The sequence below is a fragment of the Alteromonas sp. ABV2_168 genome, assembly GCF_056161165.1.
In genome coordinates this window covers 56,246-73,469 of the sequence record NZ_JBSWYQ010000001.1, presented here as the reverse complement: position 1 = coordinate 73,469, position 17,224 = coordinate 56,246, and the positions used below count along the sequence as shown (strand labels likewise).

Here is a 17,224-nt window from a genome sequence, read left to right as displayed (position 1 = left end):
TAGCCAGCAACACAGTTACAGGCAAGCAGGGACGATCAAAACCTGTCTGAACCTTGTACTAAAGTATGAACACAGTGAACATTACCACTGACAACCCGGTGATTCCTGCGTAGACTTACGCATAAATCCATACGGAGATTGAAAATTTATGATTTACAGCATGACCGCGTTTGCCCGCAGTGAAGTGAAAAAAGACTGGGGAACAGCCGTGTGGGAAGTCCGCTCGGTGAACCAGCGTTTTCTGGAAACTTACTTCCGTTTGCCTGAACAATTCCGGGCACTGGAACCGGTGCTCCGTGAGCGCTTTCGCAAGCGTTTACAGCGGGGAAAGGTAGAGTGCGCGCTGCGTTTCAGCGCTAACGATGCCGCTGTAACCAAACTCACGCTTAACGAAGCACTTGCGAAAGAAGTCATGCATGCTGCAGACTGGGTGCAGTCACACGGTCAGTCCACCGGAGTTAACCCCCTTGATATTCTGCGCTGGCCCGGCGTTATCGCTGCCGAAGAAGCCGATATGGATGCCATTCAGGCGGATATTCTGGCGGCATTTGACGATACCCTTACTCAGTTCATCGAAGCCCGCGCCACCGAAGGGGATGCGCTTAAAGCACTTATTGAACAGCGCCTGGACGGCATTGAAAAAGAAGCCGCAGCAGTTGCTGAAAAAATGCCGGCTATTGTTGAGTGGCAGCGTGAAAAAATTCAGTCCCGTTTTGAAGAAGCCAAAGTAGAACTTGATCCCACCCGCTTCGAGCAGGAAATGGTCATGCTGGCGCAAAAGATTGATGTGGCAGAAGAACTCGACCGCCTGAATGCTCACGTTAAAGAAACCCGTAATATCCTGAAAAAAGGCGGCGCCTGCGGCCGTCGTCTGGATTTCATGATGCAGGAATTCAATCGTGAGTCGAATACGCTGGGTTCCAAGTCAATAAACTCAGAAATCACTCAATCAGCTGTTGAGCTGAAAGTGCTGATTGAGCAGATGCGCGAGCAGATCCAGAATATTGAATAGCGTTCACATATTTATTGCAACACACTTATATTACATATTTTTATTACAAATAGTCAGTTTGATACTGCTTACCCACCAGAATCCAAATGATTTGGTGGGTAAATCAAGTTTTGAATTAATAGTTAGGTAGTATCCGATATTCATCACTATCCGGAATGCTGCAATATATTGAGTGATTTTTTAGTTCACTAATCGTTTGAAATTTTTCATCCAACTGTACATTTAGAACCTCTTTTAACGTAGATCCGATACACTTTGCTAAAAATGATCTACTCGAATAAATTTCTAACGAGTATTTATTCTGAAAGTCATTAGATGACATTGACCGTTCTCTACTTTCATTTCTCTCAACTATTTCATCTACTGTATCTATTAATTTTTTATATACCTCATTTACTCTTGGATCTCCAAAAACTACAAATGACTCATAGTAAATATTCTTTAGCTTTAGATTTGAATTCTTTAACTTCTCAATATCTAGTGGATTCTTTGCTGCAGGCAAAAGTTTTGCAGATTCTATCAAAATATCTGAATACATCTTCACCCTTAAATCCATCAATGGCTTTTTCAATTCGAACTCGGTTTGGATTTTAAATTGCGAATATGACAATATAATAGTTATTGTAATTATAATTGACGTTATAACTTTGGTAATATTGTCAATCAAAATAGAATTTTTTTCATCGCCTAAAATTAGCATTATTCTTCTATACATCACTTGCCTTATAAATTTTTAATAAGTACGCTATTCATTACTCATCTTGGGTGTGATATTCATAAAAACCGGATAGCATTCCAATTTTTCAAGGAGTTCAACTTATTCTTTTAGTCGTCTCGAATCAGAGCTTTTTTATCTCTTCCTCATAAACGCTACCATTTCGCTGGCGACGGCCCTGATCACATTTACACAGACTGAGTTGCCAAACTGTTTGTAGATTTGGCCCTGAGATACAGCATCAACGATGAATGCCTCGGGAAAGCCTTGTAATCGAGCACATTCTCTTGGTGTCAGTTTACGCGGATTCTTGTTCAGTGCGCTCTGGTCAATCAGGATCTCGGACCCGTCTTTATAATAGCGGGCACTGATCGTGTTGGTGTAGGCACTGTCGGGCGTAAACAGTGAATAGCCGAACCCGTTACCTTTTTGTTTATGCTCCGCTTTACGCTTCTGATGGCCCGTCCAGAGCCTGTCTGACAAGGTGTAACGATCATCTTTGGCTGCCAGTTCGGACGCACTCTCAAGAATATCGCCCACACGGGTTGGTATGTTTGGTGGTTCCGGCCAGCGAAAATGTGCATTGATATCTGCTTCGCTGAAATGATCTTTATCGAAGCCGATGATAAATACCCGTTCACGGTTTTGCGGGGCACCGAAATCTGCCGCCCGCAGCACTTTATAGTCCACCCAGTAATTCAGCTTCTCAGAAAGAGCATGGCGCGCTTCCTCACTGAGAGGCATATCATCCGGTATACTCTGATCAAAATCTCCCCGCAGGATAGCCTCAATGGTTTTAAGTGTACGACCTTTATCATGGCCTTTAAGCTGCTTTACGTTTTCCAGCAGGAATGCTTTCGGACGCTTTTCAACAAGAATGCGCTGAATTTCAAAAAACATGGTGCCGCGGGTATCGCTGAACCCTTTTTTCAGACCTGCCTGCGAAAATGCCTGGCAGGGAAACCCGCCCAACAGCACATCGTGATCCGGAATATCTGCCGCGCGGATTTGGGTAATATCGCCGTGTGGCATTTCACCGTAGTTCGCAAGATACGTTTTTTGTGCAAATTTATCCCATTCTGAAGTAAATACACACTTACCTCCCAACTCCTGAAATGGAAGTCGTATGCCACCCACTCCGGCAAAGAGATCGATAAAGTTAAAGTGGTATTCTGAGCCGGTAGCTGCGAAAGGGGCTTCTTTGGCCAGTTGCACCATGCGTTTTTCCAGGGTTCTCACTGCTTCTGCTTTTTTAGCCGAAGGCAGGTGCTCGCCATTTTCCCAACCGCGAACTGTCCGCTCGCCCTGATTGCCCAACCCCAAAAGATTTGCAAATTCTGTTCTGCCCAATCCCAGCCGTTGACGTATACACCTGATATCATCAGCGCTAAGATTCTGGTTTTGTTTACTCATGGGGAGACTTCTGCTTATCCGGTTTTTATCCCTGCGAGGTTAGCATCAGAACAGATCAGCTACCAGCGCTTTGTCATTTAAAACGGAAGGAAACTTTTATTGGCAGACGTACACGACAAAGCTACACGAAGTAAAAACATGTCTGCGATAAAAAGCAGAAATACAAAACCGGAACTACTGGTCCGGCGGGCGCTGTTTGCCAGAGGGTACCGTTACAGGAAAAATGTTAAGCGGTTACCGGGCTCGCCGGACATTGTGTTACCCAAATACAGAACCTGTATTTTCGTGCACGGCTGCTTCTGGCACATGCACGAACAGTGTCATCTGGCACACTTGCCGGAAACAAGAACAGCATTCTGGCTCACCAAACTTACGCAGAATACAGTGCGGGATAAACGCCACCAGCACGACCTGCTTAGTCAGGGATGGAAGGTAATTATTGTCTGGGAGTGTGCCCTGAAGGGGGTTGGCAAACTGCCTTTTGAAGAAGTCATATCGCGACTTGAGAAACTTATCCATATGAAGCACGGCTTTAAAAGAGCACTGGAAATACGCTGAAGGCAGAGACGTTTGTGACCACCCGCAAGTAATGTACTATACCTGTTTAGCAAAAGGAGAATGAGATGAAACGGTTAAGTTGTTGCTTGTTGTTTATGCTGTCACTGTCGGTGTCAGCCAGTCCTCAGGAAGAAGTCAGCAACGTGCTGGATAAGTTTCATCAGGCTGCATCTGATGCCAGCTTCACCACGTATTTCAGCCTCTTTTCAGCCAATGCTGTATTCATCGGTACCGATGCGGGAGAAACCTGGCCGGTTGATGAATTTAAAGCCTATGCGAAGCCATATTTCGATAAGGGGCAGGGTTGGACCTATCATCCCCGCGACAGGCATATTTATTTTTCTGCTAACGGCAATACGGCCTGGTTTGATGAACTTCTTGATAATGCCAGCTATGGTGTAACGCGGGGAACCGGTGTACTGGTGCTTGAAAACGACAAATGGAAAATTGCCCAATATCATCTGACCATTCCTATTCCTAACCAGTTAGCCAGTACAGTCACCGAAATGATAAAGCTTTCCTCTGCTGAGATACCTGTAGCAAATTAACTAAAAGGACTGGCGATAGCATGATATGGACAGTATTTAACATACTTTCACCATTCTGTTTTTTACTTTTTAACATTAGCATCTTCTATCGCCTTCAACTTTAGGAAATTACCTGATGCGCACAATTTTAAAGGTTATTACTCTAACATTGTTGTTTACAGCTCTTCCCGGATGCAATTTTTCCGGATCAAACGGTAAGTCTAAGAATCAAGTGGACAAAATTATCCCAGCCTATAATGTAAAAACACTGACTTACAAAACGATCGGTAGTAAAGCTCTTCAACTGGATTTATATATACCCAAACAGAGTAAAGCGGAACATACGCCTCTTTTGATATGGGTTCATGGAGGAGCTTGGTTCAGGGGCTCCAAAGACGAATTTATTTCCAAAAATGGTACCTTGGCTGATAAATTGGTAAATGAAGGTTACGCAATTGCCGCGGTCAATTACCGCTTGAGCGGAGAAGCCGTTTTTCCTGCGCAAGTAGCAGATATCAACGATGCAATTAACTATTTGGTAAATCATGCCAGTCAATACAATATCAGTACTGATAAAGTTGGTATTATGGGACGCTCTGCAGGTGGTCACCTGGCCTCTCTGATTGCTACATCTAACAACGATACTGAAACTGGCTTCTATGAGGCAAGTAGACAGCCCGAATACGATATTGCTGTAGTTCTCGACTTCTTTGGCCCCAGTGATATTAATGCTATGAGGGGAAACAGTGGAAATGTTGACCATGACGCACCAGATGCAGCAGAAGCAAGGCTCCTTGGCGCCTCTCCTGTTGAAAGACCAGATCTAGCTAAATGGGCATCATCTACTACATATATTGATACAGATACCCCACCTTTCATCATCATGCACGGAGATGCTGATGGAGTTGTTCCGGATAGTCAAAGTAGAATTTTGAAAACCAGGTTGGGGGAATCAGGAGTATCAAATAAGTTAGTTGTTGTACAAGGCGCCGGTCATGGCGACCCGGTATTTGATACCGAAGAATACGTTGATATGGCCGCTGAGTTTATTAAAAGTTATCTTCCGGTTACTCAGTAATTATTGGCTGCTCTTGCTTTGTGTACGAAAAGCAAGAGCAGCTAAAGCTGTGACCGCAAAAAACTCTATGTCTAACTCGCTATCTTTAGTTCGTTATGTAAACGAGAATGGCAGGCGTTGACTCATATGCAATTGAAACTTTGAGGATTTACTATTCGTCTATAGTCTTCATTCTGTATGCTCTGGGCGTGTCTCCCGTCCATGATCTAAACGCCCTGGTAAACACAGCGGGATCGGAATATCCAACCCTTTCAGCAACTTCATTTATTGAAATTGTCGTCTGCGAAAGGAAATGCATTGCTCTGTCACGACGGATTATATCTTTCAATTGTTGGAACGAAGTCCCTTCATCTCTGAGCTTCCGCATTAACGTCCTCGGAGTCATATGCATTTTGTTTGCACAGTACTGAATCGTAACAATGCGATTTTGCAGGCCTGATTTGATAAGAGGTTTCAATTCACCACTCAAACTATAGTCCGCTTTGTACTGCCGGAACAGCTCGAGAGGACAACGGTTCATAAAGACCTTCAGACTTGCACTGTTTTGCCTGACTTCTCTATCCAGGTAATGGGTTGGGAATATCAATGAAAGTTCTTTGCTTTCAAAATTGTGCGGCCCTGGGAAGAGATAACTATATTCACCGACATGAGCGGGCGTAGGATAAGGAAAGTGGCTTTCAATAATGGGCAGTTCATCGGCAATTAACCACGCGGCGTAACGATGCCATGATAAAAGACAAATCTCAGCGAACAGATGGTGATAATCCAACTCAGGTTTATGCAGAACAAGGCGCAGGGTGACCGATTTACCATTTTCTTGCAGAGTTATTTGCTCACGTCTGAATAACAGGTTGTAAAAACGAATTCCTAAAATAAGGGCTTTTCTCAAGGTCGGCTGATTTACGGTTAACTGTCCCATCATGTAGTAGGAGCCGTACGGAATGACCATGTCATTAAGACCCATACTTTCATCATTCATCCACTGCCAGATAGCTTTTTGCAAATCCGCCAGCTTTTGTGTCGGAATACGATGTTCAGGCCGGTATAGATCCTGTCGCGATAGACCGATACCTTGCATCAGAATATCAACGTCAACACCTTTGAGCGCAGCGGCCTCGACCAGTGCAGTCAAGTAATGATTAGCAGCGGACCCATACTCCATTTTATCAGTGTTCACCGTCTGACTCTCTTAATTCCCTGATAATTTTTTAACTAAAATAAGAAGGCAAAGTCATTTAATTCACAAGAATAATGCGTATGTCATTCACATTAGTCAACGTTGGTCCGGTGATAAATAAATCCCCCATCTCTTTAAAAAATGAATAGCTGTCATGCTTCGTAAGATATTCTTCAAGATCCAAGTTATTTTCCATAGCTCTGAATTGACTATCTGATAGTAAAAATGCTCCTGCGGCATCTTCGGTACCATCTATGCCATCGCTGTCCACCGCAATTGCACCAACGCCATAACAATTCTTTAATTCTTTCATCAACGCCAGTACGAATTCCGTGTTTCGGCCACCCCGTCCATACGATTTACCTGAAATGGTAACCGATGTTTCTCCACCACTGATGATAGCCAAAGGAGGTTTATCAGGAAAACCTGCTGTTTTAGCGGACTTCACAATGGCAGCCATGATACTGGCCAGGACTTGGCTATCGCATTCAAATTGATCACTTAGCACGACAGGCTTATAACCGTGTTTCTGTGCTTCTCTCGCGGCGCGTTGCAGGGCCTGTCGGGCAGACGCGACAATCTTGTACTCTACGCTTACATCATCATTCGACTCCTTATGCTGATAAAGAGGAACGTATTGCTTCCATTCGGATAGCCCATATTTTTCTAGTATTTTTTGTGCACACAACGGTCTTCTTGTGTCTGGTATTGTTGGGCCGGAAGCCACATCTTCCGGTACATCTCCGGGTATATCACTTACTATCAGGTTAAATACGCGGGCTGGAGCGGCAGCTTTTGCAAGCTGGCCGCCTTTGACCTGACTCAGTGCTTTCCTGACTGCATTCATTTCACTGATAGATGCGCCACTTCTCAATAACGATTGGGTAATTTTCTGCTTCTGAGAAAGATGAATACCTTCAACAGGTAATGCACAGCACGCTGAGCCACCACCGGATATCAAACTAATGACCAGATCATCTTTTGACAAGTTAACTACGGCATCCAGCATTGCCCTGGCAGCACGTTCGCTATTCTCGTCGGGTACCGGATGTCCTGCTTCGATTACTGCAACTCGTCCCGCACAGACACCATGTCCATATCGGGTTGCAACTATGCCAGAGAGCGGCACACCCTCCCAGTAGCAGTTTAATTCCGCCGCCATCAATGCGGACGCCTTACCTGCCCCGATTACAACACACCGCCCCTTGGGCGGTGCGGGCAAACAAGCAAACCAGTCAGCGGATGGAACCACGCTATCAATAGCTACCTGAGCAATAGCTGTTAATGTTGCTTTTTGTACATCTGCATTCATTTCGCGTGATCACGAATATAGTGAATGACGGCTTCAGTAACGTCTTTTGTCGTTGCTTTACCACCTACATCAGGAGTCAGTTTTCCTACACCCGTGGCGTACTCTATTGCTTCCATCAGTAAGGCTTCGAGCTCAAACTCCCCGAAGTGATTCAACATTTGTGCTGCACTCCAGAAGCATGCAACCGGGTTAGCTATTCCTTTTCCGGTAATGTCAAACGCTGAGCCGTGAATTGGCTCAAACATCGACGGAAAGCGACGCTGAGGATCGATATTGGCAGTCGGTGCAACACCCAGACTTCCCGCTAAAGCACCGGCTAAATCAGATAAGATGTCTGCGTGAAGGTTCGTTGCAACAATGGTATCCAAAGATTCTGGTTTTAGCGTCATACGCATTGTCATAGCATCAACCAGCATTTTGTCCCAGGTTACATCGGGAAATTCCTGCGCCACTTCGGCCGCTATTTCATCCCACATAACCATACCATGTCGCTGTGCATTGGATTTGGTGACGACCGTTAACTGCTTCCTTGGACGGCTCTGAGCCAACTCGAAGGCATAACGCATAATACGGGTCACGCCCACACGGGTAAATATGGACACTTCTGTCGCAATTTCCTCTGGCATTCCGCGGTGAGATCGCCCTCCCTGACCCGAATATTCACCCTCAGAGTTTTCCCTGACTATTACCCAGTCCAGATCCCCGGGCTTACAATTTCTTAACGGAGAACTAATTCCGGGCAATACACGGGTTGGTCGCACATTAGCGTATTGATCAAAATTCTGGCAAATATTTAATCGCAGGCCCCACAGAGTTATGTGGTCTGGTACGTCTGGTGCCCCCACCGCTCCGAATAATATGGCATCGTGTTTCTTTAACTTTTCTAAGCCATCATCTGGCATCATTTCGCCGTGCTTTTTATAGTAGTCTGAGCCCCAGTCGAAAAACTCAAAATTAAAGGTCGCTTTTTTGGTTTCCTCCTGTAATACATTGAGAACGTCAACGGTTTCGTTGATGACTTCTATACCTATACCGTCCGCCGGTATCGCCGCAATTGAATAGTTTTTCACATTTACCCCTTATGCACTTACTTAAGCGCTGTTGAATTAAAAGAAGTATGGGTTTGGGTTGGCTTTCCTGCTAAAAACAACACGATACATGCTGAGACCACCAGACTAATACCAACGCCAATCAGTCCCCACGTATAGTCTCCGGTTGACATCTTGATGTAGCCGATTAACGTTGGCCCGAAAAAGCCGCCAAGATTGCCGATAGAATTGATTGCAGCAATACCCGCTGCAGCCCCTGAGCCTGTCAAAAACTGAGTAGGAATTGCCCATAAAGGTGGTTTAGCAGAACTCACTCCCACGTTGACGACAATGAGTGCCAACACCGCAGCCAGCAGAGATGTTGTAAAAGCTGCGGCAAACAGGCCTACGGAAGCAACAATACACGCGACGAATACGTGGGTTGTACGTTCGCCCGTTTTATCTGAGTGTTTTGCCCAGAAAACCATTGCTATTACAGCAAAGACAGGGGGAATCGCATTAACCAAACCAATTTGGGTTAAGGTTAGTTCGTATTGCGCCAGTATTTGTGGGGCCCATATCCCTATTGTGTAAAGCCCGGCAGATGTGCCGAAATAAACCAGTGCCAACGCCAGAATTCGCGGGTTAAGCAGCGCAGAGAAAACGGCTGAAGCACCATGACTTGCTGCAACGGCTTTTCTCTCTTTGCTCATTTCTTCCACAAGCCACTGTTTTTGCTCTTCAGGCAGCCATTTCGCCTTTTCCGGCCTGTCAGTAAGAAAGAGAAGAACTGCAGCAGACAATAACACAGCAGGTAGGGCTTCAATGAGAAATAGCCACTGCCAGCCTTTCATTCCCATGATGCCGTCGAAAGACAGCAGCCATCCGGATATTGGCGAACCAAGGCCGATTGAAATTGGCACTGCTGCCATAAACATTGCCGTGATCCCCGCGCGATATCGACATGGAAACCAATAACTTAAATACAGAATTATGCCGGGAAAAAAACCCGCTTCTGCAGCCCCTAGTAAAAATCTGAGTATGTAGAAACTAATGGGCCCCTGTACAAAGGCCATGGCGCCGGAAACAAGACCCCAGGTTAGCATAATCCTCGCTATCCACCTGCGGGCGCCAACCTTGTGAAGAATGAGATTAGAAGGGACTTCAAAAAGAAAATAGCCGATAAAAAAGATACCTGCCCCCAATCCAAACGCAGCCTTGGACAGGCCAATATCATCGTTCATCGTGATTGCAGCAATTCCGACGTTTACCCGATCCAGATAAGCAACAAAGTAAAGCAACATAATGAAAGGGACGATTCTCCAGGCAACCCTTTTCATCGTTAATTGTTCAGTTGACAACACCATCACCATTTTCATTAATTTAACAATGAAAAAGGACATTACACTTAAAATAAAAGCTGAACAATATGCAATTTTTTTTGCAAAAAGGTAAACGAAATGCCAATTATTTCAAATTTAGCGTATTTGTAAATGTGTAATAAAAAGTTGCAGAAATAACATTTAACCAAACAATTTCAAATACTTATAAAATATAAAAATTGAAATTCAATAACTTTTTACACACCTGAAATTTCTTTGCATAAGATTCCCAATGTCACATATTGCAAAAAAAATAGTCATCATCTGCCATTTAATAATTTAAACATTTAATTAACACTTCAGCTTATAAATTAGTCTGCCCGAGATCACTGGGATAGAGGACTAAGACTAATTATATGAAAAGACACACTGGAGCATTTATGACTGAATCACACGCTAAAACGAGAATTGCCGTATTAATTGGGGCTATGTTAAGTCCAACAGTAGTTATCGCACAGGAGCCGCAAACGACAGAAGCTCAGGAAGAACAGCAAGTCGAGACAATTTCCGTAACAGGTACCAGAATTAAGCGTAAAGATCTCGTCTCTTCCAGCCCGACAGTGACAACCGACGCAGAAGATTTTGCCCGTGCCGGCGACGTAACGCTGGACAATTATCTGCGTCAGCTTCCTCAGTTTCAGCCTGGCCAGGGTAGCTTCAGTAACAGCAGTTCCGGGGGAACTGTTGGGCAGTCTACACTGAATCTCCGCGGCTTAGGGCCTCAGAGAAACCTTGTGTTACTCGATGGTCGCCGCATGCAGTCTTCTAATGCAAACAGTGCCATTGACATAAACACGCTTCCTTCCAATGCTATAGGTGGTGTAGAGATTGTCAGTGGCGGGGCTTCTGCAACTTACGGCTCAGACGCAATGTCAGGTGTCGTAAATTTCCAGACCCGAACAGATCTTGACGGGCTGGAACTATCTGCGAAACTAACTCAACCCAAAGATGGTGATGGCCAAACCACACTATATGGTATCGCTTATGGTTCGGATTTTTCTGATTCTAAGGGTAATGTGTTTATTAGTGCTGAATGGGTAGACCGGGAAGGGATCTCTATTCAGGACAGGCCGTTCTTCTTAGATCAACCAGCTAGTGGATTTACACCTTTCAGCAGAACGTTACCTGACGCACCACCAAGTGCAGATGCTGTTAATGAACTGTTCGCCGGCTATGGGTTTGAGGGCGTGAGTAACAGAAGCTTTTTCGGGGTTAATGATGACGGCTCAATTTTCGCAGTCAGTCGCGGCCAGGCGATCAATTACCGAGGCCCTACAGAAGCTCCTTTCCTGGTGAGTGATTCTGGTTATGGTTACCACCCTGGTTACTATAACTATGTGCAGGTTCCTCTTGAAAGAAAAGCCATATTTGGTAAAGCAAATTATATTCTGGATGACGACCTAACACTTTATGGGCACTTCCAATACTCAGATAGTGAAGCTCAAAATATAGGGTCAGAGCCCGTACTGGCAGCTCCCTGGAGTGTGTTCGTTCCGGTAACCAATCCGTATATTGTTGCAAATGAAGCCTTCTCTGATTTGCTTGCTTCAAGGAGCCAGCCGGATTTACCGGTAGAATATCAGGTACGTTTAGGTGCGGCTGGCCCGCGAACCTATAATACCGACTCAACAGTATGGCAAGGTTTAGTAGGGTTGAACGGCTATGTTGAATCCATGGATTTGTCCTGGGACGTGTTTGTTTCCAAAGGCCGTACCAAGAATACCGACTCTACAACATCTGGTTCAGTGAGTTATGTTGCAATGCAGGAACTGGTTGATGCACCTGATGGTGGTAACAGTATTTGTAGTGGCGGCTACCAGGTATTTAACGGCCTCAACCAATTATCTGATGACTGTCTGTCATATATCTCCCGCACACCAGTCAATGAAACGATAATGGAGCAAACAGTTATTGAAGGTGTCGTCGAAGGTTTGATAACCGAGCTTGATGCCGGTGAGGTACGATTCGCTCTTGGTGCCCACTATCGCGAAAACACATATGACTTTAACCCGGATGATGACATTGCAGCTAACAGGCTCGCTAGTTTATCCGCAACACAACCTACTTCAGGTAGTATTGATGTAAAAGAAATTTCCGCGGAAGTTTATGTTCCTTTATGGGCATCGAGTGATATGGACCAGGCAGTGAATATGACTGTCGGTTACCGTTTTTCTGACTACAACCTGGCTGGTACAGCAAACACATATAAAGCAGAATTAGACTGGCGGGCGAATGAACACGTGTTGTTCAGAACTGGCTTCCAACACGCATTACGAGCTCCAAATGTTGAAGAATTCTTTAACGCAGGAACTCAACAAGTTTCCGGAATAGGCTCACCAACTAGTGGCGGCGGTGATCCCTGTGACTACCGCCATCCGGGTCTGAGCGGTGAAAATGCAGACGCGATAGGGGCACTTTGTATAGCAACAGGACTGAATCCATCACTTCTGGGTAGATTCAGACAACCCTCAAACGCGCTGGTTACAACAACTTTCGGCGACAGAACTCTGGATCCGGAAGAAGCAGAGTCATTCACGTTAGGTATGGTGCTGGAATCCCCCTTTGACAGTGAATACTTCGAGGATATGTCGTTAACCCTGGATTATTATGATCTGGAAATCGAGAAGGCAATTGCGGCTATACCGGCCGACCAGTCATTGGCGAAATGCTATAACCTGGACGGCTCAAACCCTGAATACAGCACAGAAAACTTTTTCTGTCAGCAATTCGACAGAAATAATAACGGTATTTTCCAGTACGTTAATCAGCCATATCTAAACCTGGGTGGTTATAAAACAAGTGGTCTGGATATATCTTTCAACTGGACGGTGCCAGCTAAGTTCGTAAACGACTCATCGAAATTAGTCTTTAATAGTTTTGCCAACCACTTAACTAAGTTTGACATTGCCGTATTTGAAGACAGCCCTTATCAGGATTACGCCGGAACAGTTTCGGGTACAGAGAGCTATCCTGAATGGAAACTGGTCAATAGCCTGACGCTCGTTAGCGAAGATTTCTCTGTTACAGCGCGCTGGCGTTATGTTTCAAGTATGGATGACGTTAGCGTGGTTTCAAACCCGGCGTCGACAACGCCTGGCAGTAGCAGTTATAGCTATATTGATTTGTCTGCCAGCTATACATTTGATGAATCAGTAACATTCAGAGCAGGTGTTAACAACTTATCAGACAAAGCACCTCCAGTTATAGGTGGTACCAGCGGTACAACAAACCAGGGTGTATTTGACGGTATAGGTCGCACCTTGTATGTCCAGGCAAACTGGAAAATATAAACATAAGGGGCGCTCAGGCGCCCTTTTTTAAGGAAACTACAATGTTACTTCGTCATACGTTTTTTTTTACTCTCTTTTATATATTCAACTCTTCTGTTTTCGCCCACGAAAACTCAGGCACCGATGCTTTCCCGGCTCCTCATATTCAATCTGCGCCAGTGCTACAAATACATGTTGAACTCGGGACTAAAATTGACGTCGGTGAAACTGACGACGGCCACAGATACATAGTTCCTATTACTGGCGGGCATTTCACAGGTCACAATATTTCAGGAAGCGTAATTCCCGGCGGCGCCGACTGGCAGGTGAATCGCCAGGACAATGTAAAGAATATTGAAGCTATTTATGCACTTAAGACAGATGATGGTGTTACTATTGTCGTTCACAATAAAGGTATTGTTCACACACTGACCGGCCAGCGATACGCATTTACCCGTCCAGAGTTTCATGTGGCTACCGGAAAATATGACTGGCTCAATAAAGACTTTTATATTGGAACCATTGAGTCAATTAAATCCCCAAGAGCGGTAAATATTCGTATATACCGCGTGGAATAACTACATAGAAGGATCCTGTATGCAAGCTCATCGTTCGCTGCTATTCGTTCTCCTCATTGGCGTAGTGTTTTGCAGCCAAGCCGAGGAAGCAAAAACCAAAGCGGAACAACTTGCAAAAAAGGGTATTTCTACCGGCTCTTACTTTCCTGGTTATACCAATCTCTGTGACTTAACAATGACCTTTCGCGATGTAAATGCCCCCAGAGACCGGGCTGCGACCCCTCGCAGGAAAGATAGCGCCGATGCTAAAAAATCTCCGCGAGAACGTTCTCCCGGAAAAGAGCCAGGGCCCATGCAAGTCTTCGACAACTTGTATTTTGTTGGAAACGCGGGTGTATCTGCATGGGTCTTGGGAGATGAAGATGGCTATATTTTAATTGATGCCCTGACCAGCAATAAAGAAGCACGTGAAACCATTATTGGCGGGATGAAAACACTGGGACTTAAACCTGAGAAAATTGCGTATTTAGTAATTACTCATGCGCATGGCGATCATTACGGCGGTTTCAGATACCTGACACAAGAATATGGTATGCCCGTGGTTATGAGTGAATCAGATTGGAAGCTTGCTGAAATCATGCCTGAGCATCCCAAATTCGGGCCAGCTCCGGCGTTAGAAGGTAACATTGCAGTAACAGATGGTACCATACTTTCAGCAGGTAACGCTGAGATGGAAATTCGAGTGACTCCGGGACATACAATGGGTACGATTTCTCCCCTTTTTACGGTGTATGACAACGGACAACCATTCAGAGCCGCATTATGGGGTGGAACCGGATTTAACTTTGGCGTTAAACCAGCCCAATTTGCTGCTTATGCAAAGTCTGCGAGTAACTTTAAAGCGCTGGCGGAAGAGCAAGACGTGACTGTTTTTCTATCGAATCATGGAAAAAGGGATGGCTCGATAGAAAAGATGGAGCAACTTGCGCGGCGCCCCCCCGGAGCTCTCCACCCGTTTGATATGGGCAAACATGCAACAGATGTATTTGACGTTTTATCTAATTGTGCAATGGCGCAATATCACAGGGTTAAAAGCGGGAATTAATCATATTAACAGAATCAGGGAGGAGTGGTCCTCCCTGATTCTATTCACTCAGCGGTTGTATTTTCAGCTCAACACGACGGTTAATCTGACGGTTTTCAGCCGAGGTATTAGGCACTTTTGGCTGATACTCTCCCAGACCCACTGTGGTTACCCTGGTAGGATTAACATTGAACGTGGTCAGCCGATTCTTAACAGATTGCGCACGGCGCTCTGACAACGTCTGGTTGTAAGATTCTGCGCCGGTGTCATCGGTATGACCTTCGATAAGCAGCACCGTTTTCTCGTACTGATTTACCACCGTTGCCACATCCTGCAAGACAGGATTGAAATTAGGACTGATAGACGCACTGTTGGTGGCAAACGTAATATCACCCGGCATAATGAGGCGCAGGTTATCCCCTTCCCGAACTACCTGTACGCCGGTGTCAGCCAGTTGCTCGCGCATTTCTTCTTCCTGGCGATCCATATAGTTACCAATCGCACCACCGGCAATAGCACCGACCACGGCACCCCAGGCATAACGGCTTTTGTCGTTATCCCCGGTCGCTTTACCCAACAATGCACCGACGACAGCACCAATCCCTGCACCTTTTTGTGTATTGTTAGGGCTTGTTGCACAACCACCCGCGATTAAAGAAGCGGTGATGAGTCCGACTGCGAAGACTTTCTTCATGATATCCCTCTTAAGATAATTACAACTGTACCGGTCAGGACAGCAAGACCTGTTCCATCATCCGGTTTAACGCCAAAATACGCGCCGGCAAATGAATACAAGCTGAATGGCCTTGCCCGCAGGGGATAAACGGGAAGTTAACTGCGATGATTGCACACACCGGCGGGTAAAATGTTCCCGGTGGTGTATGCAATTAAAGACAAATCAGGGAGAAATGTTCTGTGCAAAAAACTGGTTGAAGTTAATTTTGTAGTCACTGGCTTTTACCGCTTTTTCAATTTTTACCCGCTTATCATGGGAAAGGTCGATATCCCGCGGGGTAACATAATGATTACCGGTCAGCGAATAGAACACTTTAACAACCGGTGTCAGCGGAGAGTCGTTCTGCGACAACACCATAGCCAGTTTATCGTTAGACAGAAGCACCAGACTGCCTACGGGATAGACGCCCATACATTTGATAAATTGCTGAACAAGTGCCTGGTCAAGCTTATGAGGACATTCCCCGATAAGGATCTGGAAAGCCCGCTGGCTCGGCATACCGGCTTTGTAACAACGGTCAGCAGTAAGCGCATCGTACATATCTGCAACTGCCAGCATACGCCCTGCGGTGCTGATGTTGTCACCTTTTGTTCCTGCCGGATAACCATATCCGTCAAGACGCTCATGATGTTCACTGACGGTTCTGACGAGGTCCGGGTTCAGATTTACCTCATGCAGGGCATCCACGCCATATTCGACATGCTTCTTCATCACGTCCATTTCTTCATCAGTGAGTCTGCCTGGTTTATGCAGGATCTCATCCGGCACACGAATTTTGCCCATATCATGAAGGAATCCGGCAAAAGCCAGTTCCTGTACCTGGTCATCAGTCATTCCCATATGACGCGCAAAGTTAGCGAGAATAATAGCTACGTTTAACGAATGCTCCAGCAGGTAATCATCTTTTTCACGGATGCGGGTAAGGCAAAGCAGTGCGTCAGGATTGCGCTCGACTGATGCCACAAGGTTCTGTGAAAACTCACTGGGAATGCGATCGTCGAAAGGTAGACCCTGCTGAACAGCTTTAAGTAAGGTTCTTTGAATTTCCTTACCCTGTTTATATAAATCTTCTGCCCGGACCAGTTCGGACGTCAGGCTCATACGGGACTTTTTCTTCGCCGGAACCGGCTCCTCTGCCGGCACAGGCACAGCGTCAGGTTCGAATTGCTTCGATAAATCGATAACGAGTTTGAGGACGCCGCGTTTTCGTAAAGATTCCACCACAGCCTTACGGGCAACGCGCCCCTGGCTTTTGATTTTCACTTTTCCTGACTGCTCAATGATTTCATTGACGTACATGCCGGGCGCTAATTCGTCTATAGTAATCGTTTTAAATACGCTGTCGGTCACTTGCTATCACACCATGGAATAAATGAGTCTGTACACTGAAGTTTAAAGATTAGCTTTAGCTCTGT

General features: G+C 45.4%; 15 protein-coding genes. 7 read left to right on the top strand and 8 right to left on the bottom strand.

The features are described 5' to 3' along the window. The first annotated feature begins 148 nt into the window (after nucleotides 1-148). Nucleotides 149-1,012, top strand: coding sequence for a YicC/YloC family endoribonuclease (locus tag ACXAH4_RS00375; RefSeq protein WP_119503195.1), 864 nt, complete (start codon nucleotides 149-151; stop codon nucleotides 1,010-1,012). A 115-nt stretch (nucleotides 1,013-1,127) separates the two neighbouring features. Here ACXAH4_RS00375 and ACXAH4_RS00370 read toward each other — a convergent pair whose 3' ends face one another. After that, nucleotides 1,128-1,727: a hypothetical protein gene (locus ACXAH4_RS00370; protein ID WP_474842257.1), complete on the bottom strand. Its 600-nt coding sequence runs from the start codon at nucleotides 1,725-1,727 to the stop codon at nucleotides 1,128-1,130. 135 nt (nucleotides 1,728-1,862) lie between these two features. Then, nucleotides 1,863-3,140, bottom strand: a complete 1,278-nt coding sequence (gene dcm, locus ACXAH4_RS00365; protein ID WP_474880269.1) for a DNA (cytosine-5-)-methyltransferase — start codon at nucleotides 3,138-3,140, stop codon at nucleotides 1,863-1,865. Between the two features lie 99 nt (nucleotides 3,141-3,239). Here dcm and ACXAH4_RS00360 point away from each other — a divergent pair, with 99 nt between their 5' ends. The 3 genes from ACXAH4_RS00360 (at nucleotide 3,240) to ACXAH4_RS00350 (ending at nucleotide 5,303) form a co-directional block, all read left to right on the top strand. After that, on the top strand, nucleotides 3,240-3,698 hold the full coding sequence (locus tag ACXAH4_RS00360; protein ID WP_474842261.1) for a very short patch repair endonuclease: 459 nt from the start codon (nucleotides 3,240-3,242) through the stop codon (nucleotides 3,696-3,698). Between the two features lie 65 nt (nucleotides 3,699-3,763). Beyond that, a complete protein-coding gene (locus ACXAH4_RS00355) occupies nucleotides 3,764-4,246 on the top strand; it encodes a nuclear transport factor 2 family protein (protein WP_474842263.1) in 483 nt (160 codons plus the stop codon). Between the two features lie 115 nt (nucleotides 4,247-4,361). Next, the gene (locus tag ACXAH4_RS00350; protein ID WP_474842265.1) at nucleotides 4,362-5,303 is read left to right on the top strand and encodes an alpha/beta fold hydrolase; all 942 of its coding nucleotides are present in this window, start codon (nucleotides 4,362-4,364) and stop codon (nucleotides 5,301-5,303) included. Nucleotides 5,304-5,454: 151 nt separating this feature from the next. On the opposite strand, the gene ACXAH4_RS00345 is transcribed toward ACXAH4_RS00350, so the two are convergent. From ACXAH4_RS00345 to ACXAH4_RS00330, 4 genes are read right to left on the bottom strand one after another with little or no spacing between them, the layout of a single operon-like run. Continuing rightward, nucleotides 5,455-6,480: an AraC family transcriptional regulator gene (locus ACXAH4_RS00345; protein ID WP_474842267.1), complete on the bottom strand. Its 1,026-nt coding sequence runs from the start codon at nucleotides 6,478-6,480 to the stop codon at nucleotides 5,455-5,457. Between the two features lie 58 nt (nucleotides 6,481-6,538). Then, the gene (locus ACXAH4_RS00340) at nucleotides 6,539-7,792 is read right to left on the bottom strand and encodes a glycerate kinase type-2 family protein (protein ID WP_474842269.1); all 1,254 of its coding nucleotides are present in this window, start codon (nucleotides 7,790-7,792) and stop codon (nucleotides 6,539-6,541) included. Further along, entirely contained in the window at nucleotides 7,789-8,862 is a 1,074-nt protein-coding gene (locus ACXAH4_RS00335; RefSeq protein WP_474842271.1) for a tartrate dehydrogenase, read from the bottom strand. The genes ACXAH4_RS00340 and ACXAH4_RS00335 overlap by 4 nt, the downstream gene beginning before the upstream one ends. 17 nt (nucleotides 8,863-8,879) lie before the next feature. Next, nucleotides 8,880-10,199: an MFS transporter gene (locus tag ACXAH4_RS00330; RefSeq protein WP_474880267.1), complete on the bottom strand. Its 1,320-nt coding sequence runs from the start codon at nucleotides 10,197-10,199 to the stop codon at nucleotides 8,880-8,882. A 383-nt stretch (nucleotides 10,200-10,582) separates the two neighbouring features. Between ACXAH4_RS00330 and ACXAH4_RS00325 the strand changes: the two genes are divergently transcribed. Genes ACXAH4_RS00325 through ACXAH4_RS00315 form a run of 3 tightly spaced genes read left to right on the top strand, consistent with a single transcriptional unit; the run spans nucleotide 10,583 to nucleotide 15,094 of the window. Beyond that, nucleotides 10,583-13,492, top strand: coding sequence for a TonB-dependent receptor domain-containing protein (locus ACXAH4_RS00325; protein WP_474842275.1), 2,910 nt, complete (start codon nucleotides 10,583-10,585; stop codon nucleotides 13,490-13,492). 41 nt (nucleotides 13,493-13,533) lie between these two features. Beyond that, the gene (locus ACXAH4_RS00320; RefSeq protein WP_474880266.1) at nucleotides 13,534-14,049 is read left to right on the top strand and encodes a DUF3237 domain-containing protein; all 516 of its coding nucleotides are present in this window, start codon (nucleotides 13,534-13,536) and stop codon (nucleotides 14,047-14,049) included. Between the two features lie 19 nt (nucleotides 14,050-14,068). Continuing rightward, nucleotides 14,069-15,094, top strand: a complete 1,026-nt coding sequence (locus ACXAH4_RS00315) for an MBL fold metallo-hydrolase (protein ID WP_474842279.1) — start codon at nucleotides 14,069-14,071, stop codon at nucleotides 15,092-15,094. 40 nt (nucleotides 15,095-15,134) lie between these two features. Here ACXAH4_RS00315 and ACXAH4_RS00310 read toward each other — a convergent pair whose 3' ends face one another. Both ACXAH4_RS00310 and ACXAH4_RS00305 read right to left on the bottom strand, forming a co-directional pair. Then, nucleotides 15,135-15,767, bottom strand: coding sequence for a YiaD family glycine zipper/OmpA-like lipoprotein (locus tag ACXAH4_RS00310; RefSeq protein ID WP_474842281.1), 633 nt, complete (start codon nucleotides 15,765-15,767; stop codon nucleotides 15,135-15,137). 204 nt (nucleotides 15,768-15,971) lie between these two features. After that, nucleotides 15,972-17,159, bottom strand: a complete 1,188-nt coding sequence (locus ACXAH4_RS00305; RefSeq protein ID WP_474842283.1) for an HD-GYP domain-containing protein — start codon at nucleotides 17,157-17,159, stop codon at nucleotides 15,972-15,974. Nucleotides 17,160-17,224: the final 65 nt, after the last annotated feature.